General features: G+C 70.2%; 23 protein-coding genes, 3 pseudogenes and 1 riboswitch. Of the genes and pseudogenes, 13 read left to right on the top strand and 13 right to left on the bottom strand.

All coding sequences use genetic code 11. From position 1 onward, the window contains the following. Positions 1-364 precede the first annotated feature (364 nt). Positions 365-523, bottom strand: coding sequence for a globin family protein (locus tag E6W39_RS11575; protein ID WP_407658379.1), 159 nt, complete (start codon positions 521-523; stop codon positions 365-367). Between the two features lie 281 nt (positions 524-804). On the opposite strand from E6W39_RS11575, the gene E6W39_RS11570 reads away from it, so the two are divergent. Further along, the gene (locus E6W39_RS11570; protein ID WP_141633472.1) at positions 805-1,593 is read left to right on the top strand and encodes an IclR family transcriptional regulator; all 789 of its coding nucleotides are present in this window, start codon (positions 805-807) and stop codon (positions 1,591-1,593) included. 72 nt (positions 1,594-1,665) lie between these two features. Here the strand turns inward: E6W39_RS11570 and E6W39_RS11565 are convergent, their stop codons facing one another. Genes E6W39_RS11565 through E6W39_RS11550 form a run of 4 tightly spaced genes read right to left on the bottom strand, consistent with a single transcriptional unit; the run spans position 1,666 to position 6,424 of the window. Continuing rightward, on the bottom strand, positions 1,666-3,147 hold the full coding sequence (locus E6W39_RS11565; RefSeq protein ID WP_141633471.1) for a CoA transferase: 1,482 nt from the start codon (positions 3,145-3,147) through the stop codon (positions 1,666-1,668). A 24-nt stretch (positions 3,148-3,171) separates the two neighbouring features. Next, the gene (locus E6W39_RS11560; protein WP_141633470.1) at positions 3,172-4,113 is read right to left on the bottom strand and encodes a 3-hydroxyacyl-CoA dehydrogenase NAD-binding domain-containing protein; all 942 of its coding nucleotides are present in this window, start codon (positions 4,111-4,113) and stop codon (positions 3,172-3,174) included. A gap of 51 nt (positions 4,114-4,164) precedes the next feature. Then, positions 4,165-4,902 carry an acetoacetate decarboxylase gene (locus tag E6W39_RS11555; RefSeq protein WP_141633469.1) on the bottom strand — a complete coding sequence of 246 codons (738 nt, stop codon included), beginning with the start codon at positions 4,900-4,902 and terminating at the stop codon, positions 4,165-4,167. 31 nt (positions 4,903-4,933) lie between these two features. Then, positions 4,934-6,424 (bottom strand): CoA transferase, encoded by a 1,491-nt coding sequence (locus tag E6W39_RS11550; RefSeq protein ID WP_181799214.1) that lies wholly within the window; start codon positions 6,422-6,424, stop codon positions 4,934-4,936. A gap of 473 nt (positions 6,425-6,897) precedes the next feature. On the opposite strand from E6W39_RS11550, the gene E6W39_RS42895 reads away from it, so the two are divergent. Then, the gene (locus tag E6W39_RS42895) at positions 6,898-7,032 is read left to right on the top strand and encodes a hypothetical protein (protein ID WP_267286691.1); all 135 of its coding nucleotides are present in this window, start codon (positions 6,898-6,900) and stop codon (positions 7,030-7,032) included. Positions 7,033-7,070: 38 nt separating this feature from the next. Here E6W39_RS42895 and E6W39_RS11545 read toward each other — a convergent pair. The 3 genes and pseudogenes from E6W39_RS11545 to ribB form a co-directional block, all read right to left on the bottom strand. Further along, positions 7,071-7,163: pseudogene (locus E6W39_RS11545) on the bottom strand (carotenoid oxygenase family protein); the annotation flags it as partial. 210 nt (positions 7,164-7,373) lie between these two features. After that, the gene (locus E6W39_RS11540) at positions 7,374-8,363 is read right to left on the bottom strand and encodes an ABC transporter substrate-binding protein (protein WP_228718098.1); all 990 of its coding nucleotides are present in this window, start codon (positions 8,361-8,363) and stop codon (positions 7,374-7,376) included. Between the two features lie 89 nt (positions 8,364-8,452). Continuing rightward, on the bottom strand, positions 8,453-9,109 hold the full coding sequence (gene ribB, locus E6W39_RS11535) for a 3,4-dihydroxy-2-butanone-4-phosphate synthase (RefSeq protein ID WP_141633467.1): 657 nt from the start codon (positions 9,107-9,109) through the stop codon (positions 8,453-8,455). Between the two features lie 245 nt (positions 9,110-9,354). After that, a riboswitch (FMN riboswitch) is annotated at positions 9,355-9,485 on the bottom strand. 129 nt (positions 9,486-9,614) lie between these two features. Here ribB and E6W39_RS11530 point away from each other — a divergent pair. After that, positions 9,615-10,400, top strand: coding sequence for an ABC transporter permease (locus tag E6W39_RS11530; protein WP_141633466.1), 786 nt, complete (start codon positions 9,615-9,617; stop codon positions 10,398-10,400). 83 nt (positions 10,401-10,483) lie between these two features. Here E6W39_RS11530 and E6W39_RS11525 read toward each other — a convergent pair whose 3' ends face one another. After that, positions 10,484-11,137: a TetR/AcrR family transcriptional regulator gene (locus tag E6W39_RS11525; RefSeq protein WP_141633465.1), complete on the bottom strand. Its 654-nt coding sequence runs from the start codon at positions 11,135-11,137 to the stop codon at positions 10,484-10,486. Between the two features lie 64 nt (positions 11,138-11,201). Here E6W39_RS11525 and E6W39_RS11520 point away from each other — a divergent pair, with 64 nt between their 5' ends. Then, positions 11,202-11,684, top strand: a complete 483-nt coding sequence (locus tag E6W39_RS11520; protein ID WP_141633464.1) for an SRPBCC family protein — start codon at positions 11,202-11,204, stop codon at positions 11,682-11,684. 455 nt (positions 11,685-12,139) lie between these two features. Further along, positions 12,140-12,970, top strand: coding sequence for a transposase (locus tag E6W39_RS11515; RefSeq protein ID WP_228718097.1), 831 nt, complete (start codon positions 12,140-12,142; stop codon positions 12,968-12,970). Here E6W39_RS11515 and E6W39_RS44520 read toward each other — a convergent pair. Continuing rightward, a pseudogene (locus E6W39_RS44520) lies at positions 12,948-13,064 on the bottom strand (IS982 family transposase); the annotation flags it as partial. The gene E6W39_RS11515 and the pseudogene E6W39_RS44520 sit on opposite strands and share 23 nt — an antisense overlap. Before the next feature lie 71 nt (positions 13,065-13,135). On the opposite strand from E6W39_RS44520, the gene E6W39_RS11505 reads away from it, so the two are divergent. The 5 genes from E6W39_RS11505 to E6W39_RS11490 are packed head-to-tail and all read left to right on the top strand — an operon-like array spanning position 13,136 to position 16,867. Then, on the top strand, positions 13,136-13,624 hold the full coding sequence (locus E6W39_RS11505) for a cobalamin B12-binding domain-containing protein (protein ID WP_141633463.1): 489 nt from the start codon (positions 13,136-13,138) through the stop codon (positions 13,622-13,624). Continuing rightward, a complete protein-coding gene (locus E6W39_RS44515; protein ID WP_228718096.1) occupies positions 13,624-14,091 on the top strand; it encodes a hypothetical protein in 468 nt (155 codons plus the stop codon). Before E6W39_RS11505 ends, E6W39_RS44515 begins: the two co-directional genes overlap by 1 nt. Continuing rightward, the gene (locus E6W39_RS11500) at positions 14,019-14,885 is read left to right on the top strand and encodes an ATP-grasp domain-containing protein (RefSeq protein WP_220140199.1); all 867 of its coding nucleotides are present in this window, start codon (positions 14,019-14,021) and stop codon (positions 14,883-14,885) included. The genes E6W39_RS44515 and E6W39_RS11500 overlap by 73 nt, the downstream gene beginning before the upstream one ends. Further along, a complete protein-coding gene (locus tag E6W39_RS11495; protein ID WP_141633462.1) occupies positions 14,848-15,630 on the top strand; it encodes a hypothetical protein in 783 nt (260 codons plus the stop codon). The genes E6W39_RS11500 and E6W39_RS11495 overlap by 38 nt, the downstream gene beginning before the upstream one ends. 1 nt (position 15,631) lies before the next feature. Then, on the top strand, positions 15,632-16,867 hold the full coding sequence (locus tag E6W39_RS11490; RefSeq protein WP_141633461.1) for a methylaspartate mutase: 1,236 nt from the start codon (positions 15,632-15,634) through the stop codon (positions 16,865-16,867). 31 nt (positions 16,868-16,898) lie between these two features. Here E6W39_RS11490 and E6W39_RS40345 read toward each other — a convergent pair whose 3' ends face one another. Beyond that, positions 16,899-17,405 carry an ATP-binding protein gene (locus E6W39_RS40345; RefSeq protein ID WP_220140198.1) on the bottom strand — a complete coding sequence of 169 codons (507 nt, stop codon included), beginning with the start codon at positions 17,403-17,405 and terminating at the stop codon, positions 16,899-16,901. 143 nt (positions 17,406-17,548) lie between these two features. On the opposite strand from E6W39_RS40345, the gene E6W39_RS11480 reads away from it, so the two are divergent. The 3 genes from E6W39_RS11480 to E6W39_RS39260 all read left to right on the top strand — a co-directional run bounded on the left by E6W39_RS11480 (position 17,549) and on the right by E6W39_RS39260 (position 21,052). Continuing rightward, on the top strand, positions 17,549-18,277 hold the full coding sequence (locus E6W39_RS11480; RefSeq protein ID WP_141633460.1) for an ABC transporter ATP-binding protein: 729 nt from the start codon (positions 17,549-17,551) through the stop codon (positions 18,275-18,277). A gap of 82 nt (positions 18,278-18,359) precedes the next feature. Beyond that, positions 18,360-20,762, top strand: a complete 2,403-nt coding sequence (locus E6W39_RS11475) for an ABC transporter permease (RefSeq protein ID WP_141633459.1) — start codon at positions 18,360-18,362, stop codon at positions 20,760-20,762. A gap of 86 nt (positions 20,763-20,848) precedes the next feature. Next, positions 20,849-21,052, top strand: a complete 204-nt coding sequence (locus tag E6W39_RS39260; RefSeq protein WP_181799750.1) for a hypothetical protein — start codon at positions 20,849-20,851, stop codon at positions 21,050-21,052. 139 nt (positions 21,053-21,191) lie between these two features. Here the strand turns inward: E6W39_RS39260 and E6W39_RS39255 are convergent, their stop codons facing one another. After that, complete coding sequence (locus tag E6W39_RS39255; RefSeq protein WP_181799749.1) at positions 21,192-21,389, bottom strand: hypothetical protein; 198 nt, start codon at positions 21,387-21,389, stop codon at positions 21,192-21,194. An 8-nt stretch (positions 21,390-21,397) separates the two neighbouring features. Further along, a pseudogene (locus E6W39_RS44085) lies at positions 21,398-21,454 on the bottom strand (hypothetical protein); the annotation flags it as partial. Positions 21,455-21,569 lie beyond the last annotated feature (115 nt).

Here is a 21,569-nt window from a genome sequence, read left to right as displayed (position 1 = left end):
CAGGATCCACGCGTGGGCAGCGAGGTCCTCGTCCTTCTTGAACACCTTGACCAGCGCCTTGACCATCTTCATGGCTGACTCCTTTCGCGAGAATTCGGGCACATCGGAACGAAGATGCCCGGACCATCATTTGCGATTCGGCACTGCGGCTCCGGAGCCGAATGCTTCGTCTGAGCAGGGACACTATCCGATGATGATCGCCCCCAACATCCTTCGGGAGCGATTTCTTCATTTCGGCGCCACCTTTGTGTAACGGAGGTCGGACGGTTCGGATATCAGGGCATGGCGAATCGCCGTCCGGTGAGATCCCCGGCGCGGTGCTTCCGGCATGGTGAACGGCCCTCGCCCGGCCGGGGTTCACGTACTACCGAACGTACGGACGGGTGAAGATCTCCATGTTGTCCAGCAGTTCGGGGTGGTCGGCGAACATCGTGTCGTAGAACCGCGCCGTGATCTCCGGCAGGGCCGCGCCGACGACCGGCAGGGTCGCCCGGATGACGGGGGCTGAGTCAGGGGACAACATGGCACACCTCTGGATCGGTTGAAGGGGCGGATGCGTCGGTGCGCGGTTGCGGCACCGGCGGCGGTTGAGGCGGGGGACGGACGGTGCCGTCCCGGGGCCCGGTGGGCGGTGCGGCGCGGAATGCCTCGCGCGGAACGGGATGCGGCAACCGGAGGCGTCGTCCGGGCCTTCGTTCCTCCTCTTCCTGAGGACGCTCTCACCGTAGGCCACCGAGCCCATATTACGCAAATAAAAATCAAGATACTTATTTACGTAATAAGCCGCCTGTATAGGGTGGTCCCATGCCTCCGACGAACACCCCCGACCCGTCCGCGCGGCCCGCGGCTGCCGCCGCTCCCCGCCGCCCGCACCACCGCACGGTGGACCGCGTCGCGGCCATCCTGGACGCGGTCGCCCACGCGCCCACGGGTCTGTCGCTCAGTCAGCTGGCGGCCCGACTGGAGGCGCCGGTCAGCTCGATCCAGGGCTTGGTCAACGGGCTGGCGGCGGTCGGATATCTGACCGAGGAGGGCAAGCGCTTCCTGCTGGGGCCGGCCACCTACGTGCTCAACCTCGCCGCCGGTCGCCGACCGGCCGCCGAGGTCACGCAGGACGACCTGGACGAGCTGTCCGCCCGGACCGGTGCCGACGTCCTGGTCGCGGTCCGGGTCGGCGACAGCGTCGTCTACACCAGCCACGCCGGACCGTGGTCGATCCAGCGGCTGGCCTACCGGGCCACCGAATACCGGTCCAGCCCGCTGCTCTGCGCCACCGCCGGATGGGTGATCCTGGCCTTCGCCGACGAGCGCGACCTGCGCGCGCACCTGGCGGCCGAGGGTGAGCGGCATCCGCGGGAGACGGCCGAGTTCCTGGACCGGATCGAGCACATCCGGCGCACCCGGGTGGCCTTCAGCCACGGGCTCGGCGACCCGGACGTCTCGGCCGTTGCGGTGCCGCTCGGCGGCGAGGGGCCGGTGGACGCCGCGATCCTTGCCATAGGGCGGCACGAGCAGGTCGACGGACGCAGTACCGAGCTGGGCGCCGTGTTGCATGCCGCGGTCGAACGCTGGCAGAGCCGCCCGAAGCCGTAGCCGCGCTGACGGGTAGTGCCGAGGATGCGCGTGGGCGACCCGGCATCGGGTCGCCCACGCGCATCCTCGGCATCAGCCGCGGGGCAGCCATTCCGCCCTGCTGGAACCGCGCGGCACCAGCACCGTGCGGTACTCGCCCGGAGTGGCGCTCATCTCCACCTGGTCGGTGACACCCTGGTAGCTGCCGCAGGAGGTCTCGGCGGTGAAGGTGTCGGGAGGCAGGTAGGCGTGCTCGCGGCCCGAGCCGGCTGTCGTCCGGGCGTACTCCTGGTCGAACGTGCCCAGTGACAGGATCCACAGCGCGACCCTGGTGAGTGAGACGTGCACGCGGTAGCTGCCGCCCTCGGTGGCCCGCCGCAGCAGCGCCTGCACGATCCCGGCGGTGGCGAGCCAGGAGACCAGGTAGTCGTTGACCACGGCGATCGGCGACAGCTGGGGCCGGTCCTCCGTGCCTTCCAGGGACATCATCCCGGTGACGCAGCCGGCGCTCTGGTCGAATCCGACCCGGTCCGCCCACGGTCCTTCCGTGCCGAACAGCGACACGGACGCGTGGATGACGCCGGGTCGGACCTCCGCGGCCTGCTCGGCGGAGAGCCCGATCGTCTCCAGGTGGCCGGGGCGGCGGTTGGCGTAGAAGATGTCGGCGTCCCGCAGCAGGTCGCGCACCTGCTGCGCGCCCGCCGGGCTGTGCGGGTCGACCAGGCTGGAGCGCACGCCGACGTTGGCGGTGTAGTAGAGGATGTCGTTCTCGTGCTCGTACGGCTTCCACAGGTTGAGCACGTCCGCGCCGTGCAGCGCCAGCGTGCGGCCGATGCCCGCACCGGCGATGACGTGGCCCATGCCCAGTGCCCGGATGCCGTCCAGCGGGTTGCCCGCGCTCTCGGGCAGCGGCTCCGGGGCACTGTCCGCGATCTTCTCGACCTCGACCAGCGGCTGATGGGCGAGGAAGTCGCGGTACTGCGGCTCCGTCAGGAACTCCTCCAGGGTGCGCAGCATCGGCATCACCACGCCGGCCTCGGCGCCCGCCTGCTCCAGATCGGCGGCCTTCCAGCCGGCGACCGCCCGGGTGACGGCGGCGGTGTTGTCGGCGCAGTCCAGCAGCTCCAACGCACGCTGCTTGAGCCGCGGGTAGGCGTTCAGCGGCATCACCCAGCGGCCGTCGCCGGCCCGGTAGAAGGACAGGGCCATCGGGTTGTCCGGGTCGCTGGGGACGCCGGGCGGGAAGCCGTTGAGCTTCTCCCAGGTGAAGTCGTAGAACGGGCACAGCCGGTGCGGGGCCTTGCGCAGGTCCATGGTGATGTCCTGGCCCTCGCCGCCTCGGGCACGCCAGAGTTTGGCCAGGGCCACCGACTTGGCGGCCAGGCCGATGCCGGCGGCGGAAGCCAGTCGCAGGGTGGACGGGACGATCGGGTCGGCGCCGCGGAAGGCCACCGTGCCGCCCGCGTCCGCGGGGTTCATGCCGACGCCGGCCAGGACCTCGGCGAGCTCGGCGTGGACATCGATCGGGGTGTTGTCGGGAGTGAGCGCGGCGCGCAGCCGGCTATCGAGAGACATGACTGAACTCCGATTCTGTGTAGCTCAGTTGGCGTTGCGCAGGGCGGCCATCAGGGCCAGCTGGTCGCGGTCGCGGGCCGCGCCGAGCTGGTCGTACGTCCGGTCGCCGTATGCCTCGCGCTCCTGGGCGCTCAGGGTGGCGATGGTGGCCTCGTCGAACGACGGCTTGCCGAGCAGCTGCCACAGCATCTCCATGCCGGGGCCGAGGTGCTTCAGGAAGTGCTCGAAGCCGCCGGGGCCGCCGCCGAGGTTGAAGGTGAGGAACGGGCCGCCGGCCGCCCAGCGCAGGCCGATCGAGCTGGTGACGATGGTGTCCAGGTCCTCGAGGCTGACGACCCCGGTGGTGACCAGGTGGACGGCTTCGCGGAACAGCGCGGACTGCAGGCGGTTGGCGACGAAGCCCGGTATCTCCCGGCGCAGGATCAGCGGCTGCTTGCCGACCTGACGGTAGAACGCCGCGGCGTCCTCCAGGGTGGCGGCCTCGGTGTGCTCACCGGGGACGATCTCGACCAGCGGGATCAGGTGCGGCGGGTTGAACGGGTGGCCGACCGCGACCCGGCCGGGGTCGGCCATCCGGGCGGTGAAGTCGGTGGCACGGATGCCGGAGGTGGAGGAGAGCAGCAGCGTGCCCGGGCGGGTGGCCGCCTCGAGCCGGGCGAACAGCTCCTGCTTGAGGTTCAGGTCGTCCGGGCCGCTCTCCTGGACCACCTCGGCCTCGGCGACCGCCTTCTCGACGTCCGGCTCGAACTCCAGCCGGGCGGTCAGGGCCTCGGTGGGCGGGCCGAGCGCGGCCAGCGTCGGGGTGAGCGCGGTGAGCTGCCCGGTGACGTACTCCTCCAGGTCCGGGCGCGGGTCGCTCACGGTGACGTGCAGGCCGTGGGCGAGGAAGAGCGCGGCCCAGGAGGCGCCGATCGTGCCGGCGCCGACAACGGCGACACGGGAGTAGCGAGTCTCTGAGATGGTCATGACAGTGCCTTTCGTGGCAGGAAGGGAGGGGGAGGACGTGGGGCCGGAGGGTCAGGCGAGGTAGTCGTGGACCAGGGTCGCCGGGGAGAGCGTGAGGTCGGTCAGGATGTGGCTGGCCGAGACGACCTCGAGCACCGGCAGATCGGCCAGCGGAGCGATGGCATGCGCGACCAGGTCGAGCCGGGCGGGGCCGCTCCAGGCACCCTTGACGGTCAGGTCCGTGATCCGGGTGCGGACCAGCTCGGCGATCCGCGGGTACCCGTCGTAGCCGGGCAGCATCTTGAGCATGAAAGTCGGGACGGTCAGCTCGGCCGCGGCCTGCTCGTGGTCCAGGGGGCGCTGCTTGTAACCCATGGTGGCGGTGGCGACCCGCAGGCTGCCGTAGTCGAGCGTGCCGACCAGGGTGTCGGCGTCGGTGTACAGGGCCGGCCGTCCCGCCTTCTTCGGGTACGCGCTGATCTCGCGCCCGCTCGCGATGGCCGCGGGGCTGTCGACGTACATCGCGTGCAGGTACTCGCCGTGCTCGCCGTCCAGCACCACCGGGATCGCCTGGCCGGCCTCGGTGTAGCTGCCGAGGCCCGTGGTGTCGGGCATCTTCATGACCTCGAACCGGACCAGCGGCTCGGCGATCTCCAAGGGCTCGGGGACCAGCCGGCGCAGTGCCACCGGGTCGGTGCGGTAGACGATGTTCAGGTACTCGCGGTCGGTGAAGCGGTACGGCCCGAACGGGAAGGCCGGCGCGCCCAGCGGGGTGGTCATCTGGCCCTGGAAGATCTCCGCGATGTTCACGGGTGACGCTCCTTCGAAGTCGGTGGGACGGTCAGCGGGGCAGCCACTCGGGCTTGCTGGAGCCGCGCGGGATCAGCACCGGCTCGGGGTAGCTGCTGGGGGTGCGGGAGTACTGCACCGGCGGGGCCAGGTGCACCAGCTCGCCGAGCGGTGTGTCGGCGGTCATCAGCTCGGGGGCGGCCAGGCGGTGCGGGGCACCGTCGAAGTCGATCGACTCCTTGTCGAGCAGGCCCAGCGTCGGGTACCAGGCCGAGGTGCGGGCGAGCGAGAGCTTGACGTGGTAGCTGCCGCCCTCGGTGGCCCGCCGGACCAGCGCGGCGAGGACACCGGCGGCGGCGAAGTACCCCATGATGAAGTCGTTCAGGATGCCGGTCGGCGGGAACTGCGGCTGCTCCTCGCTGCCTTCCTTGACCATGTAGCCGGTGAAGGCCAGCCCCTCCTGGTCGAAGCCCGCGCGCTCGGCCCACGGGCCGGTGTGGCCGTACGCGTTGAGCGAGCAGTAGACGACACCCGGGCGTAGCGCGGCCGCGTCCTTCGGCCCGAAGCCGGCCCGTTCCATCGCCGAGCCGCGCCGGTTCTCGATGAACACGTCGGCCTCGCCGAGGTGTCGGCGGAAGACCTCGGCGCCGGCCGGCTCCTTGATGTCGACCCGGGCCGAGCGCATGCCGAGGCCGACCTCGGCCCAGTTGATGTCCTGCTCGTACTCGTGCGGACCGTTGACGTGCAGCACGTCCGCGCCGTGCTCGGCCAGGGTCCGGCCGACCACCATGCCCGCGATCACCTTGGTGTCCTGGAGTACCCGCAGGCCGGCCAGTGGCACGTCGGCCAGGGTGAACGGCTCGGGGTCGGAGTCGGCGATCTTCTCAATCGTGATCAGCGGCTCGGTGAGCACCGCCCGGCCCTGCGGGTGGGCCCGGAACTCCTCCTCGGTGCGGACGACGCAGAGGGCGATGTTCTTCTCGGCGCACGCCTCCTCCAGCTCGAAGGCGTCCCACCCGGCGATCGCGGCAGTGACGGCGGCCTTGTCGTGCGGGACGCCGAGCAACTGCAGGAAGGCGTCGCGCTGGTGCGGGAACGGGCAGGTCGGGACGACCCAACGGCCGCCGCGGGCCTGGTACATGTCGAACATCAGCGGGCTGATCAGCCGCTCGCCCATCATCACCTCGCTGCCGCCCTCGGTCAGGGTGACCTCGCCGAGGTTGGGCAGGTACCCGTTCAGCTTGGTCCAGCCGGTCATGAACGGACTCAGGCTGTGCACGGCCTTGTTGAGGTCCAGCGCGAGGGTCTGGCTCTCGCCGCCACGCTGCTTGGCGATGGTGGCGACACCGGTGCCGACGGCGAGCAGCGGAACGCCGATCGAGGCGCCGAGCCGGGCCACCGACTTCATGATCGGGTCCTCGCCGGTCACCTCCACGGCCGCCACGGCGTCGTCGCGGGACAGACCGATGCCGTCCAGGACGTCGTCGAGGTGGGCGATCAGATCGAACTCGGGCTCGGCCTCGGGCCGGGGTGTGTCGGGCATGGCTGTCTCCTGCAAAGTACTGATGGGAAAGGGGAGTTGAGGCCCGCCAGGGCCTCGGGTCACCCGGTCTCCCGGGGTGTTTCCCACCGTAGTCCGCACTCGTGCCTTACGCAAATATAGACTTAAATACGTATATACGTAGAGGCGGCGGCGGTCCATTCCCGGCGTGCCGTGTGTCGGCGTGGCGGGGGGCCGAGTCCGGCGGTGCGCAGGATGCGGCGGACGGTGACTGCGCTGGCCTGGTGTCCGACTCGCACATCAGCTCTCCGAGTTCGAGGTGTGCTCCCCGAAGCGGCAGTTATGTGAACCACGCTGGGGGCCAAGGAGTCGCAGGTTCGAATCCTGTCGTCCCGACCAGCGTTTACGCGGGTCGGAGGGCGCTTCCATCGGAATGATGGGAGCGCCTTTTTGTGCATGCCGCGGGGTGGTGGTCGCATGGTGGTCGCGCCTGATCGGCCTGGGAACGCCGCCTCATGGTGGGCAGTGCTGTACAACTCGCCTTAGCCGGGCTGGCGTTGGGGGCCTGGCTTAGCAACACCTGGGGCCGCCGAGAGAAGCTCAGCGCCGAGCAGGTCGAGCAGTTGGAGGCCCTGGGCGTGGCCTGGTAGGCCAGTCGGTCGGGTGGGTCCGGGGCCGGGCGGGTCGGTCAGGCGTCGGGTAGCCAGTTGCCGTGGAAGCCGGTCGGGATGCGGCGGGGCAGGTGCACGGTGGCGACGGGCGGTGCGGGCAGGTTGTCGGCCGGCTGGCTGATGGCCTACGTCCATGACCGCTTCGCCCACCCGGCACCCCGTGACGGCCCGCCGCCGTCGCGAAGCGCGGGTCGCCGCGCAAAGCACATGCCGACTGGTCGACATTTCGGGCGCCGGTCTAGTGAGGTCAGGAGCGTGGCGTCACGGCCTGTCGCGCTCGGGTGGCTTCCCCGGGGCTGGGGGCAGCCCCGGGGGGACGATCACGGCAGCAGGGAGTTGCTGAACGCCTGGTCCACGGTGACCGGTTTGGACAGCAGGTCGTGGGAGCGCATGAACTCCTCCATCTGCTTCCAGGCGGCCGGATCGTTGTACCCGGGCTGGGTTCCGGAGGACTGCAGGAGAGGAACGGTCGCCTTCAGCACGGCCAGGGCGTCGGACCGCTTCTTGGGGTCATCCAGCCCGGGGACGAACTTCTTGCTCAGGTCCACCGCTTCCTCGGGGTGGTCGACGGTGTACTGGACGGCCTTGAGGGTGGCCCCGATGAAGGATTTCAGGTCGGCCTGTCGACTCTCGGCCGTCTTCTGGGAAGCCCCGAGGCCGGCGGCGACCAGCGGCAGCGTGGTTGCCGCCCCCGTCGGCTGGATCGTGCGGACGGCTGTTCCCGCCTGGGCGAACTCGACGGCGTCGTTGTTGAGGTAGCCGGTGACGGCATCGACCTTGTTGCCGGTGAGGGCCGCCTGCTGGGTGAAGCCGATGTTCTGCACCCGGACGTCGGAGGTGGACAGGCCGGCGCTCTGCAGCAGCGCGAGCAGCGCGAAGTACGTCTCGCCGTATGGTCCCGGAGTGCCGATGGTGTGGCCCTTGAGGTCGGCGGCCGCCTTGACCGGCGAGTCGGCCCGCACCATGACGGTCACCGGGTACCGGTTGTAGAGGGTGGCGACGTCCACCACCGGCACGGACTGGGAGCGCGCCTGGAGCATCTCGTCGCCGCCGGCGAAGACGACGTCCTCCTGGCCGGCGGCCAGCGCGCCGAATTCGGCGTCGGTGAAGCTGTGGTGGTGGAGGTTCACCTTCAGGCCCACGTCCTTGTAGTACCCGAGGGACTCGGCGACGTAGAAGGGGGCGAACTGGATGTTGGGCACGTAAGTGAGGCCGACGGTCAGGGCGTGGCCGCCGGCGCGGTCGGCGGAGCTCGCGTTGCTGCCGCAGCCTGCCATGGCGGCGGCGCCGAGCACGGTGAGGGCGCTCAAGCTCGCCGTCCAGCGGAGCCGCCTGGTCCGGATGGAACTGTGCACGTGTGGAATCGCTTTCTCGTGGCGCTTCTGACGATCTGTCAGATTCAGGACGGCTGCGGCGCGGAGGCGTGCGCGCGGCGGTAGGCGGCGACGTCGCCCACCGAGATGAGGGGCAGCCCTTCGCGCTCGGCCAGCTCCCGCAGGTCGCCGAGGCGGGCCATGGCCCAGTCCGGCCGGACGACCTCGCAGATCGTGGTCACCCCGGACAGCCCGGCGAGCAGTGAGAGGTCCACGGCGGCCTCGGTGTGGCCGTCGCGTTCCAGCACCCCGCCGCGCGCGGCTCGGATCGGGAAGATGTGACCGGGGCGCGCGAAGTCCTCCGCCCGTGCGCCCGGGTCGGCGAGCGCCTGCAGCGTCCGGGCGCGCTCGTCGGCGGGAATGCCCGTGGTACCACCGGCGATCAGGTCCACGGACATGGTGAAGGCGGTGCCGTGCAGCCCGGAGTTGTCGTCGACCATCTGCGGCAGGTCGAGGTCGGCGCAGCGCTGGTACGGCAGCGCCGCGCAGACCACCCCCGAGGTGTGGTCGAGCAGGTAGGCCATCGCGGCCTCATCGGTGTACTCGGCGGCCACCATGAGGTCGCCTTCGTTCTCGCGGGACTCGTCGTCGAAGACGATGACGAAGGCCCCGCGACGGAAGGCCTCGATCGCCTGCTCGACGCGCTGCAGACGGTCGGTCGCGGGGTGAACTGCGGTTGCCATGTGCTCTCCTGCGGTCGGGATCGCGCGGACACGGTCGGTCCGGGCGATGCACTGATCTGCGAGAGAACGCGGACCATCCGGCAGGGCGTACGCGTCCGCGCACACGCCTGCCGCAATGGACGGCGCGCAGCGCGACGGAGAAGAAGAACGGCTCGTCCCCCGTGCGCCGACGCCGTTCCGGGGAAAGCGAGCACCAAGCCCCGCCGGCGGGCGCCGAACGCCCGTGCCGTGGGGACAACGTGTCGCCGCGCACTGCCTTCCATCCGGACTTTCACCGTCGGTCCTGGAGTTTCACCAGGTCAACCGGCCGATGGCTTCGGCCGGGTCGCGGACTTTCACCGCCGGCTCGGAATTACACCGACCCCGGAGCGCGCGAACACTCTTGGGCGATCATGGCACAGCCACCCGGCCTCACGGATGTGTTCCGCAGCACACGGCCCACTGCTCCCCTTGTGACAGGATCTCGCTGCCCGCCGCACAAGGCGGCTCGGGGAGGAGAAGGTTGATGACAAGTCAGATCGGCCAGGGAGCCGGGGCGGGAGCCGTCCGAGCCATGCTCAGGGCGATACTGCCGCCGGTCGTTCCCGGTGTACTGCTGCTCGCCGGCTGGATCGCGGCGGTCGACAGCGGCAGCGTGTCGCCCTTCTTCCTCCCCCATCCAGCTGACCTCGCACGGGAGTTCGTCTCCGCGCTGCGGGATGGCGGGTTGCTCGACGCCACCGGCACCACGCTCTACGAGAGCTTCTGCGGCACCGCCTTGGGCCTGGTCGTCGCGGTGCCGCTCGGCTACCTGCTCGCCCGCAGTCGCCTTGCGGCCCGCGCCCTGCAGCCCTACCTGGCCGCGACCCAGGCGGTGCCGGCGGTGGCGCTCGCGCCGCTGCTCGCCCTCTGGCTCGGATACGGCGTCGAACCGGTGATCGTGCTGTGCGCACTGATGGTGTTCTTCCCCATCCTGGTCAACACGACGCTCGGCGTCCGCACCGTGGACCGGGAGGTGATGGCCGCCGCCCTGGTCGACGGGGTCGGCAGGTGGGGGATGATGCGCTACATCGAGTTCCCGCTCGCACTGCCGAGCGTGCTCGCCGGGATCCGGACCGGCCTGACCCTGTCGGTCACCGGCGCGGTGGTCGGCGAGTTCGTGATGGGCGGTGATGGTCTCGGCGAGCTGCTCGCCGTCCAGCGCAACGGCTCGGACACCGTCGGGATGTTCTCCACCCTGCTGATGCTGTCCCTGCTGGCGGTCGGCCTGTTCGCGGCGATGCGGCTGATCGAGACGCGACTCGAGCGCTGACCCGGCGGCGCGAACGAGCACGTCGACCGCGGAGCGGGACCGGGTGAGCCGCTGCCTTCCCCGGCTCACCCCGGGCAAGTCGGTTACGGACGGCGCGGGGTGAGCCGGGCGAGGAGGTCGTCGGCGCATTCCTCGGCGAGCCTCTCGGCGTGTTCGGGGAGTTGCGCGCCGGCACGCAGGTGGCGTCGGACCAGCGAGAGCGGCAGCTCGATCAGGGCAAGCACCACTCGTTCGACGGCCTGGGGGTCCTTGGCCGGCTCCCCGGCGCTCAGCAGTGCGGCGAGTGCAGCGAGCGCGCTGTGCACGCGCTGGTTGCCGCGATCCGCGCGCAGCCGGTGCTCCTGCGACCAGTCCGCGCGCCCGAAGTCATCAGGGCCGTAGAGGAGTAGAGCCGCCTCGTCCGGGTGGGAGCGGCTCCACTCAACCACCTGGCGGGCCGCTTCCCGTGCCGTCTGCCGCGCGTCGGCGATCGTGGCGAGCAGCACGGGATCGAGGTCCTCGCCGAGAACCCTGCCGAAGGCCGCGAGGTAACCCCGCTGGAACCGGTCGACGGTCCGCAGCCACAACTCGGCGAGCAGAGCGCTCCGCCCCGGGAAGCGGTAGTACACCGAGCCGCTCGGGGCTCCGGCCGCTTCCGCGACCGCGGACATGGTCACCGCGGCCGGGCCTGACCCGCAGGCCAGCCGGACCGCAGCGTCGAGGAGCTGATCGGAGTCGAAGCGGGGTGGTCTCGCCATGAGTTGGAGGGTACTCTCCAAAATAATTAGAGAGCACTCTCTAGAACTGCCGGAAGGTGAGCCGATGGCTGTCTACAACGTGCACGAACGCCTGCTGCCCGCGAAGGGGACGGAGGTGGGGGCGCTGATCGACACCCTGGCCGACACCGGCGACCTGCTATGGCCGAACCACAAGTGGCCCTCGATGCGGTTCGACGGTCCGCTCGCAGTCGGCGCGGTCGGCGGTCACGGCCCGGTCCGCTACACCGTCGACGCGTACGTCCCCGCGACGTGGGTGCGCTTCGGCTTCACCGGACCGCGCGGCTTCCACGGCTTCCACGAGTTCACCGCCCTGGCCGTCGACGAGCAGCACACCCTGCTGCGCCACACGCTCGCCATGACCGCCCGCGGCTCGGCACGACTCAGCTGGCCGCTCGCCTGGCGGCCGCTCCACGACGCGCTCCTGGAGGACAGCCTGGACCGCGCGGAGACGGCCTGCACTGGCACGGTGGCACACCCGGCTCGGTGGAGCCCGTACGTGCGATTGCTGCGCGCGATCGTTCGCTGATCGCCGGCCCGGGCGGCTCCACCGACCCGCTGCCCGGAATCCGAGCTCCGCGGGGGCCGAGAGCCTGCTCGCCCCCAACCCCCTCGGATGCGCAGGAGTGGATCTTGTAAAGCAGCTTGAACACTACGGGCCAAGCGGCGGTAGGTCTCAGTGAGTTGGTCTCCGGGGAGTCGCGCACGAATGTGCGCGGACTTCCGGTCGCCGCGCAGGGCCGGGTCGACCGGGACGTGGTCCGGGGGCGCGTTCATCTGGGTCGGCATGCTGATCCCCGTTGGGTCGGCGGTTCAGGTGGGCCTCGTTGTCCTTGACGAGTCGGTCCAGGCGCCGCAGATCGGCCAGCAGGTCGCGGGCTATGTCGCGACGGCAGCCGTCGATTGCGGTGACGGCATGGATGCGCTTCATCGCGGCGGCGGCTTGTCGGCGGACAGGCACGTGGCCACGCCTCCGGGCAGCAGGTGCTGGAGGCCGAGCAACTGCAGTTGCACCACCGGCCGCTGTTCGGTACGGCCGCCTCCGACTCCACCGTGCGCCGCACCCTGGCCGCGCTGGACGAGGCGGCCCAGGCAAAGATCGCCAAGGCCCGCCGCCAGGTGCGCCGCCGCGTGTGGTCGCTGCTGCATCTGCGACCGGCGGGCTTCCCCTGGCTGGTGGTGGCGGGCAAGCGACTGTCCGGCTGGATCGTCATCGACCTCGACGCCACGGTCATCACCTGCGCGTCGAAGAAGGCCGGGGCGGCGGTCACCTTCAAAAAGACCTTCGGGTTCCATCCGCTGGCCGCGTGGTGCGCGAACACCACCGAGTCCCTGGCCATGCTGCTGCGGCCGGGGAACGCCGGAGCGAACACGGTCAGCGACCACATCCGCGTGCTCACCGACGCCCTCGCGCAGATCCCCGGCTCCTCGGCCGCGAAGATCCTGGTCAGGGTGGACGGGGCCGGGGCGACCCACGGACTGCTGGAACACCTCGAAGCCTTCACCTCGCGGCGAACGGTGCGTTACACGGTCGGCTGGAAGATCACCGAAGACGACGAGCGGGCCATCGCGAGGCTGTCCGAGGCCGCCTGGGAGGTCTCCCTGCATCAGGACGGCAGTCTCCAAGAAGGCTACTTCGTCGCGGAGTTGACCGGTCTGAACACTCGCCAGGGCTGGCCGCAGGGCATGCGGCTGATCGTGCGCCGGGTCCGTCCGACCCGGCGGCACCTGAAGAAACTCATCCGCTTCGAGCAGAAGACCGGCTGGCGCTACTGCGTCACCGCGACCAACAGCAGACGAGTTCGGAGTCGCTGAGCAGCGGCGGGCGGCCCAGCCATCGCGTTCCTCTGATCTTGTCGTCGATCTTCACGTAGAGTGCGGTCAAGAGGGTGTCCAGGTCGGTCGTCACAAACTGATCGTGGACACCCTCCCCCCTTTGGCGGGGCGGAACTTCGGATCTAATCGTCTAGGAGTCTCAGTATGAGTGTGTCCTTCCGGTGCCTGCTGAGCACCGTCGAGTCCGACTCGCACATCTGGAACCTCGTCTACCTGCAGAAGGTGTTGGAGGAGAACGGTGCCGCAGTGCGGAACCTGGGTTCCTGCACCCCGGTCGACCTGGTGCTGACCGCCGTCGCCGAGAGCCGGCCGGACCTGCTCGTGGTGTCGAGCGTCAACGGTCACGGGCTGCACGGCGCCCGGGTGCTGCTGACCGCCCTGCGGGAGGCCGGGCTGGAGCTGCCCTGCGTGGTCGGCGGCAAGCTCACCACCGCCGAGTCGGACAACGACCGGGTCCGGCGCGAGCTGCTGGCGCACGGCTACACCGACGTGTTCACCGGTGACGACGCCGTCGAACGCTTCCGGAGCTTCCTGGCCTTCGGAAAGGCCGAGGGATTCGCCGCCTGGCGGGCGGACGCCGCGGTGATCGCACCGTGGGACGACTCGGAACTCGCGCCGCTGGAGGTGCGCTGATGCACATCGTGATCGTCAACCGGTGGCCGCGCTTTTCGGACGGGGTGCGCTGGGACAACGAGCTCACCCGCTACGAGGAGTTAATCGACCACGACCGCCACCAGGTCAGCTACGTGGTGGACGATCTCGGCGTCCGGGGCGTGCTCGCCGAGCCGTCGAAGATCGCCGCAATGGTGCGGATCGACGACGTGAACAACGCCGACTCGCTGCGCGCCGCCGTTCAGGAGGTGACCGAACGGGTCGGCCCGGTCGACCAGTTGGTCGCCCTACCGGAGTTCACCCTGGAGATCGCCGCCCGGGTGCGCGAGGACCTCGGCCTGCCCGGTCCGACCCGGGATGAGGTCGCGGTCTACCGGGACAAGGTGCGGATGAAGGAGCTGCTCGCCGAGGCGGGGTGCCCCGGTTCGCCCACTGCCAGAGCGTCGAGCAGAGCCTCGCGTTCGCCCGCTCCTGCGGGTATCCGGTGATCGTCAAGCCGGTGGACGGCGCGGCGAGCATCGGTGTCCACCGGCTCGAGGACGAGGCGTCGCTGGTGGCCCTGCTGCCGGAGTTGGAGCTGGCACGGTACGAGATCGAAGAGTTCGTCACCGGCGACGTCCACCACGTGGACGGGTTCGCGGGGCAGTACTCCGAGGTCCGCTTCCAGGCGGTCTCCCGCTATGTGAACGACTGCCTGGCCTTCGCCGCCGGCGCGCCGCTCGGCTCGGTGCCGGTCCAGCGCTGCGAACTGCGCGAACGCATCGAGGACTTCTCCCGCAGGTGCGTCGCCGCGCTCGGGATCCGCACTACCCCGTTCCACCTGGAGCTGTTCGTGACCCCCGAGGGCGAGCTGGTCTTCCTGGAGATCGGCGGCCGGGTCGGCGGCAGCGAGGTCCCGCACCTGCTCAACAAGCTGTTCGGATTCAACCTCTTCGAGGTCTGGCTGCGGGCCGCAGCCGGCGAGGAGGTGGCGCTCCCGGCGTCGTCCGGCGACCCGTCGGGGGCTGGCTGGTCATCCCCAAGCCCGCGGGGCCGGTCCGGGTGGAGCGGGCGACCTCGATGCGCGGCCGGGTGCCGAGCATCTGGCGCGAACTGCTGCCCCGGCCGGGCGAGGTGCTGGAGCCGGGCGGAGCGTACGACGCCCTGCACAGCGGCCGGTTCATCCTGCTGCATGACAGCCCGGCCCAGGTGGAGGCCGATATCCGCCACATCATCGAGAACTTTGAATTCGAGGCATCTTCGCTATGAGCAACCAGTCGTGCTGCGGCACGCACGAGAGTGACAGCGCGCTCTACGAGCAGCTCGCCGGCGAGGTCGAGCCGGACGGCGTCAAGGCGGTGGGTGCCAAGCCGGTCAGCTACCGGGTGCACGACCACTGGGATCTGATCACCGAGTTCCTCGGCTTCCGTTTCGACGACCTGGCCTTCAGCTTCACCGAGTCCGACTGCGCCAACCCGACGCTGATGGCCCATCTGCGCGGCCTGCGCGCCCAGTTCGTCGAGGGCCGCAGCTACGAGGCCGGCATCGCCGAGTACCTCCAGCTGGCCGAGGCGATGATGCGCAGGAAGGAGATGCCGGAGAACCTGATCCGGCTCGCCCTGAGCCGCTACGACTCGCCGGAGAAGATCGCCGCCCGCCGCGAGCTGTCCGACGCCTACGCCAGGGACGTCTTCGGCCTGACCGAGGAGGCCCTGGTGGCCATGGTCTTCTCGCCCTTCACCGACCAGGGCGCCCGGCTCGCGGCGTTCGTTGAGAGCTGCCACCCCAAGGCCGCCGACCGGCTGGACGAGCTGCACGCGGCCCTGTGCGGCGAACCCGGCCACGAGCCGGCCGTCCGCTGGCTGGAGGACGTCTCGGCGCTGTCCATCGCCCGGTTGCGTGCGCTCTACCGCAGCTCGCTGGTCTACTTCGCGTCGAACCAGTCCATGATCGCTCGGGTCCGGGCCGGCGACCCGCACAAGGTGCAGGTGAGTACGGTCGACCCGGAGAGCGGCCGCCGCCGCCTCGAGCTGATCTCCGGCCGCTGAGATGGGCGGATACCTGGACTCCTGGGTGGCGCACAACCGCCGCCAGGGGCGGCTGGTGGTCCAGCCCCGGATGGGTTTCGGAAAGGTCGGCACAATGCACGCCGGCTTGCGGGAGGTCGCCGCCCTCGGGACCCCGGTGGTCGGCACGGTCACGCTGGACAGTTACACCCGGGTCGGGGACTACACGACGCCGCTGGAACGGCTGGCGGCCGGCGAGGAGTTGAACGGGTATCCGCTCGTCTCCCACCCGGCCGCCGTGACCCGGGAGCTGCTCGAGGGACTGTACGGCCCGCAGTTCCCGGTGCAGGTGCGGCACGGCACCGCGCTGCCACGGCGGGTCTTCGAGCGGCTGGTCGAGGTGGGCCTGGACGCGACCGAAGGCGGTCCGGTGTCGTATTGCCTCCCGTACAGCCGGGTGCCGCTCGCCGAGGCCGTCCGGGAATGGGCCGAGAGCTGCCGATTCCTGGCGGGGGAGACCGAGTCCGGGCACATCGAGAGCTTCGGCGGCTGCCTGCTGGGCCAACTCTGCCCGCCCTCGATGCTGGTGACGCTGTCCGTGCTGGAGGGCTGCTTCTTCCGGCAGAACGGCCTGCGCCACATGTCGCTCAGCTACGCCCAGGGCATACTGGCGGCCCAGGACCGCGGCGCGCTGCGAGCCCTGCGTACCCTCGCCACCGAGTATCTGACCGGTGTGACGTGGCACGTGGTGCTCTACACCTACATGGGTCTGTTCCCACGGACCGAGCGCGGTGCCACCGCGCTGATCGAGGAGAGCGCCCGGCTTGCCCGGGACACCGGGTGCGAGCGCATGATCGTGAAGACGGTCTCCGAGGCGTGGCAGATCCCGACCATCAAGGAGAACACGGCCGCGCTCAGGTTGGCCGCTGCGGCGGCGCAGGGCCGGCCCTGCCCGCCCGGTGAGCCGGAGGCCGCGTTCTACGCGGAGGTGCTCGACGAGGCCCGGCACCTGGTGGCGGCCGTGCTGAACCTGGACGCCGATGTCGGCACCGCCCTGACCAAGGCGTTCGAACTGGGCGTGCTCGACATCCCGTTCTGCCTGCACCCCGACAACGCGGGTGCCGCGACCTGCGTGATCGACGAGCGCGGCGCGCTGGCCTGGGACCGCCGTGGCCGGCTGCCGCTGCCGGGGCGGTCCCGCGCGGGCGCCGCCGACCGGCTCGACTCCGAGCGCCTGCACCGCATGCTCAACCACGTCGTCAACCGCCATGACCGCTAGTACTCCAGTGAGAGTTCTCCATGTGCCCTGGTCAGCGGCCTGGGGACGGTGAGTGTAGCGAGGCTGCCGGGTGGGTGGGGCGGTTTTGACGTGGATGTCCCACCCACGGGTGGCCGCGCCACATGTAGTGACAGCGGCGGGCGTGTGCTTGGTGGCGGCGTCTCCAGCGCGACCAGGTCGCTGCGTGGCTGCGGTCCGGAGCACGGTTGCGGGGTCCAGTTGCCAGCAGACGGCGAATCTCGGCCGGTGTGAGGTCCACGCTGAACTGGCCGGACAGCAGCGTCACCCGCTCGCGCATGCCGAGCAGGCCGAAGCCGCTCCCGCCGGCCGCCGCCGAGGGCCTCGGACGGCCGTGCCCTCCGAGGCCGTCGTCCCCGTCGTCCGCCACCTCGATCGTCACCCCTTCCGGCTCGTAGCCGACCGCGACCCGGCAGGTCCGCGCACCGGAATGCCGCACCACGTTCGTCACCGACCACAGCCTGTGGGTCAGCCAGGTCACGGGTTCCGATGTCGAGAAACGCTGGAACAGCTCCTCCATGCGGAGATCGCATTGACTGGCGTCGGCTCTGCGCGTCGCCCCCGGGACGTACGCGGGGTAGCCGCCAGACCGATGGCCTGGGGGAGAAATGACATCCGCCCGGCTGATGCGATGGATCATGGTCCGGTCCTAGGTTCATGGCCATGACGAATGAACCGATGATCGATCTCCGAGACGCGACGAAGAAATACGATGACGGCCCGCCCGCGCTGGCCGGGGTGAGCCTGTCCGTGGCGGCTGGTGAGTGCGTGGCGATCCTCGGCCATTCCGGTAGTGGCAAGTCGACGCTGCTGAACCTGGTCGCCGGTTTGGACAAGCCTTCCAGCGGCACCGTGACCGTCAACGGAACCCGGGTCGACCAGCTCGGCGAGGCCGGTTCGGCGAAGTACCGGCGGGCTTCCATCGGCATGATCTTCCAGTTCTTCAACCTGCTCGACGACCTGACGGTGCTGGACAACGTGATGGTTCCGGCGCAGTTGGCCGGGATGGGCAAGGGCGAGGTGAAGCGGCGGGCGATGGAGTTGCTCGCCTCGCTGGGTATCGACCGGCACGCCAAGGCCTACCCGCAGCGGCTGTCCGGCGGTCAGCGGCAGCGGGTGGCGGTGGCCAGGGCCCTGATGAACCGGCCGGCGCTGCTGCTGGCCGACGAGCCGACCGGCGCGCTGGACTCGAACTCGGCCCAGGACGTGCGCCAGTTGCTGCTGGATCTGAACGCCGAGGGTCAGACCATCCTGCTGGTGACCCACGACACCCAGCTGGCGGCGAACACCGCGCGACGCACGATCGAGCTGGTGGACGGTGCCGTGGCCCGGGACGTGGTCAACCCGGTCAGCGGCGCCACCTCCCACAGCTCGGCGGGAGCGGTCCGATGACGCGGCTCCCAGCGCTGCCGTCCCAGCGCCTGTACGAGGTCTCCTTCCGGGCCGTGGCCCGTCCGCTGCCGGCGGTGAGCCGATGAGCGCCCTGGGCAAGGTCGTGCGCTCCGGCGTCGGCCGGCGTCGTGTGCAGTCCCTCGTCATGGCCCTGACGACGTTCGCGGCCGTCACCTCATCTGTCCTCTCGCTCGGTCTGCTGGCCGCCGTGCAGGCCCCGTTCGAGCAGGCCTTCAAGGCCCGCAACGGCGCGCACCTGTCAGTCCAGTTCGACGGCTCGAAGGCCACTGCCGCGCAGGCCGCCGCCACCGGGCACCTCGCCGGCGTCACCGAGGCGTCCGGGCCGTACCCGGTCACCGCCGCCCTGAACACGACCTACGGCACGGACTGCACCGCGAACATCGCCCCGGGCATGCCGATGGCCGGTCGCGCCAACGAGCCGGTCATCGCCACCACCCGGCCCGACCTGGCCGCCACCTCCGGCTTGGACCATCTGGCCCTGGTCCAGGGCGGGTGGCCGACCACCGCGAACGAGATCGTCCTGTCCTCATGGGTCCATGCCTGCGCAGGCGGTTCCGTGGTGTTCGACTCGCTGCCGGGCAAGCCCTCGTTCAAGGTCGTCGGCCTGGCGAACTCGCTGACCGGCACCGCGACCGGCTTCCTCACCGCCGATGGCTTCGCGCGGCTGGCCGCCGCCGGCGTCAAGACCGACGAGCAGATGCTCTACCGGTTCGCCAAGTCCGGGACCGAGGCCGACCTCGCCACGGACAAGCAGGCGATCGCCGCCGCCGCGCCGGCCGGCTCGGTCGAGAGCGGACAGTCCTATCTGGCCGCGGAGAAGCAGGCCGTCGGCAGCGCGAAGTCGTTCGTGCCGTTCCTGGTCGTCTTCGGCGTCCTCGGCCTGTTCCTGTCGGTGCTGATCATCGCGATCGTGGTCAGCGGCGCGGTGGTCTCGGGCATCCGGCGCATCGGGATCCTGAAGTCGCTCGGCTTCACCCCCTGGCAGGTGGCCCGCGCCTACGCCGCACAAGCCCTGATCCCGGCGGCGATCGGTGTGGTGGGCGGCACGCTGTTCGGCAACGTGCTGGCCGTTCCGGTCCTGGGCAAAGCCGCCCAGCAGCTCGGTGCCGCCGAGACCGGCCTGCCGGTGTGGGTCAGCCTCGTCGTGCCGATCGGCACCTTGGTCATCGTCGGTGTCACCGCGCTCATCCCGGCACTTCGGGCCGGGCGACTGCCGGCGGTGCAGACCCTGGTCGTCGGCCGTGCCCCGAAGGCCAAGCGCGGCCAAGGCGCGCAGCGCCTGGCAAGCAGGCTGCCGCTGCCCCGGCCGATGTCGTTGGGACTGGCCCAGCCGTTCGCCAAGCCGGCCCGGGCCGTGCTGGTCGGCGCCGCGGTGCTGTTCGGCGCGGTCAGCGTCACCTTCGCGATGGGGCTGGAGACCGCGTTCACCAAGTACTCGGACACGGGCAGCAATGGCCTCAACGCCGCGTCGATGCTCGTGGTGCCCGCCGGCACGCCCGTCGGCCTCCACTCCCCCGGCGGCGGCCCTGCCAATCCCCACCTGGACTCCACCGGGGTGGCCGCCGCGATCGCTTCGGTCCCGGGCACGAAGGCCGCGTTCGGCTGGGGCGTCAGCGGCGCGACCATGATCGGCGCGCCGACGGGGGACAATACGATGGTGGACACCACCACCGGCGACCTGTCCTGGACCAATCTGGCTATGCTGCACGGCCGTTGGTACCAGAACCCCGGCGAAGCCGTGATCAACGACCACCTGGCCTCGTCGGCCGGGGTGCACGTCGGCGACACCGTCACCGTGACGCAGGACGACAAGCGACTGCCGCTGCGGATCGTCGGCATCGACTTCGATGGCAGCAGCAGCGGGGTCGTGATGACCGACAATGCCACGTTCACCGCCGCCGGTCTGACGCCGTACATCACCCAGTTCAACGTCAAGCTGGCCGACAACGTCAGCGGCTCCACCTGGTCCGCCTCGGCCACCGCCGCGCTGACCCCGCTGCACGCCGCGGCCACCCCGAACATCACGTACCCGAACCCCACGGTGCTCATCATGAGCGCCCTGGTGGCCACCCTCACGCTGATGATGATCGCGGTCGCCGCGCTCGGCGTGCTGAACACCGTGGTGCAGGACACCCGGGAACGGATCCACGACCTGGGGATCTTCAAGGCCCTCGGGATGACGCCCAAGCAGACCATCGCGATGGTGCTGACCTCGGTGAGCCTCACCGGCCTGATCGCCGGGCTGATCGGGGTCCCGATCGGGATGGCGGTGGAGAACGTGACGCTGACCCAGATGGTGAGCGCACTCGGCAGGAACCTGCCGCCGAGCGTGACCCACGTCTACACCGCCGGGATACTGCTCCCGCTGCTGGCCGGCGGGATCGCGATCGCGCTGCTCGGCGCCCTGCTGCCGGCCGGCTGGGCGGCGCGCTCCCGGACCGCCACCGCACTGCGGACCGAGTAGCACCGGTCACTCGTAGCACTCAGTGACTTCTGTGATCCGGATGCCCCGAACTGCTGGCCATCAGCGTGGACGCGGCTCAGGACGCGGTGACCGACAGCCTCGCGCGGCGTTTCGCGGAGTTCGCCTTCGTGACGGCCGCACGCGCGCCCGAGTGGGCTACGGCGACTCCGGGCGAGCTGGATGACTTCATTCGGCAGCTGACCGCCCAGATCGGCAGTTCGCTCGACGGAGCTGATCTGGCTGTATGGGTAGACGGGGAGCCTGTTCGCAGCGCGACGTATATCTGCTGATTCTCGACAAGGCCCTGTTGATCTGGCGAGGTGGTTCACGCCTCGCCCTGGCGGCCCGCCTGAACGGCTGCGGACCCGTCGGGTAGCGAATCGGGCCCTTCCCTCGCCCATGTGGCGGGGGAAGGGCCCGTTCTGCTGTTCAGGCGGCTTTGAGCTGCAGCGCGCCGAAGGTGCTGTGGTCCTCGACGGTGTGTAGGACGTTGTAGTGGTTGATGATCTCGCCGCAGCTGCCCGGGTGGAGCTTGGCGCCGTAGAAGATCGTGGGATGTGGTTGGCGGTGGTGAAGTCGTCCTCGTCCCAGGTGACGATCAGCTCGCTGTTGTGGGTCTTGGCCCACTCGGCATACCCGCCGAGGGTGTTCTTGACCCAGGTGTCGCCCTCGGTGATGTTGCCGTCGTGCATGGACTGGGACGGGTCGCCGTGCACGAAGGTTACGGTGGGCAGGCCGGCGTAGCCGGTGGCCTCGGCACCTTCGAGGACGGCTGGGTCTGGATGATCCCCATCAAGGCCGACCTGT

The sequence above is a fragment of the Kitasatospora acidiphila genome (assembly GCF_006636205.1).
GTDB classification, from domain to species: Bacteria; Actinomycetota; Actinomycetes; order Streptomycetales; family Streptomycetaceae; genus Kitasatospora; species Kitasatospora acidiphila.
Note: the sequence above shows the minus strand (reverse complement) of the source record. Positions and strands in the feature narration are given on the sequence as shown.

Coding starts and splice junctions, on each gene's coding strand:
- E6W39_RS11575 (WP_407658379.1), bottom strand. CDS start 523: ATGTTGTCCCCTGACTCAGCCCCCGTCATCCGGGCGACCCTGCCGGTC.
- E6W39_RS11570 (WP_141633472.1), top strand. CDS start 805: ATGCCTCCGACGAACACCCCCGACCCGTCCGCGCGGCCCGCGGCTGCC.
- E6W39_RS11565 (WP_141633471.1), bottom strand. CDS start 3,147: ATGTCTCTCGATAGCCGGCTGCGCGCCGCGCTCACTCCCGACAACACC.
- E6W39_RS11560 (WP_141633470.1), bottom strand. CDS start 4,113: ATGACCATCTCAGAGACTCGCTACTCCCGTGTCGCCGTTGTCGGCGCC.
- E6W39_RS11550 (WP_181799214.1), bottom strand. CDS start 6,424: ATGCCCGACACACCCCGGCCCGAGGCCGAGCCCGAGTTCGATCTGATC.
- E6W39_RS42895 (WP_267286691.1), top strand. CDS start 6,898: ATGGTGGGCAGTGCTGTACAACTCGCCTTAGCCGGGCTGGCGTTGGGG.
- ribB (WP_141633467.1), bottom strand. CDS start 9,109: ATGGCAACCGCAGTTCACCCCGCGACCGACCGTCTGCAGCGCGTCGAG.
- E6W39_RS11530 (WP_141633466.1), top strand. CDS start 9,615: ATGACAAGTCAGATCGGCCAGGGAGCCGGGGCGGGAGCCGTCCGAGCC.
- E6W39_RS11525 (WP_141633465.1), bottom strand. CDS start 11,137: ATGGCGAGACCACCCCGCTTCGACTCCGATCAGCTCCTCGACGCTGCG.
- E6W39_RS11520 (WP_141633464.1), top strand. CDS start 11,202: ATGGCTGTCTACAACGTGCACGAACGCCTGCTGCCCGCGAAGGGGACG.
- E6W39_RS11505 (WP_141633463.1), top strand. CDS start 13,136: ATGAGTGTGTCCTTCCGGTGCCTGCTGAGCACCGTCGAGTCCGACTCG.
- E6W39_RS44515 (WP_228718096.1), top strand. CDS start 13,624: ATGCACATCGTGATCGTCAACCGGTGGCCGCGCTTTTCGGACGGGGTG.
- E6W39_RS11495 (WP_141633462.1), top strand. CDS start 14,848: ATGAGCAACCAGTCGTGCTGCGGCACGCACGAGAGTGACAGCGCGCTC.
- E6W39_RS11490 (WP_141633461.1), top strand. CDS start 15,632: ATGGGCGGATACCTGGACTCCTGGGTGGCGCACAACCGCCGCCAGGGG.
- E6W39_RS40345 (WP_220140198.1), bottom strand. CDS start 17,405: ATGGAGGAGCTGTTCCAGCGTTTCTCGACATCGGAACCCGTGACCTGG.
- E6W39_RS11480 (WP_141633460.1), top strand. CDS start 17,549: ATGACGAATGAACCGATGATCGATCTCCGAGACGCGACGAAGAAATAC.
- E6W39_RS11475 (WP_141633459.1), top strand. CDS start 18,360: ATGAGCGCCCTGGGCAAGGTCGTGCGCTCCGGCGTCGGCCGGCGTCGT.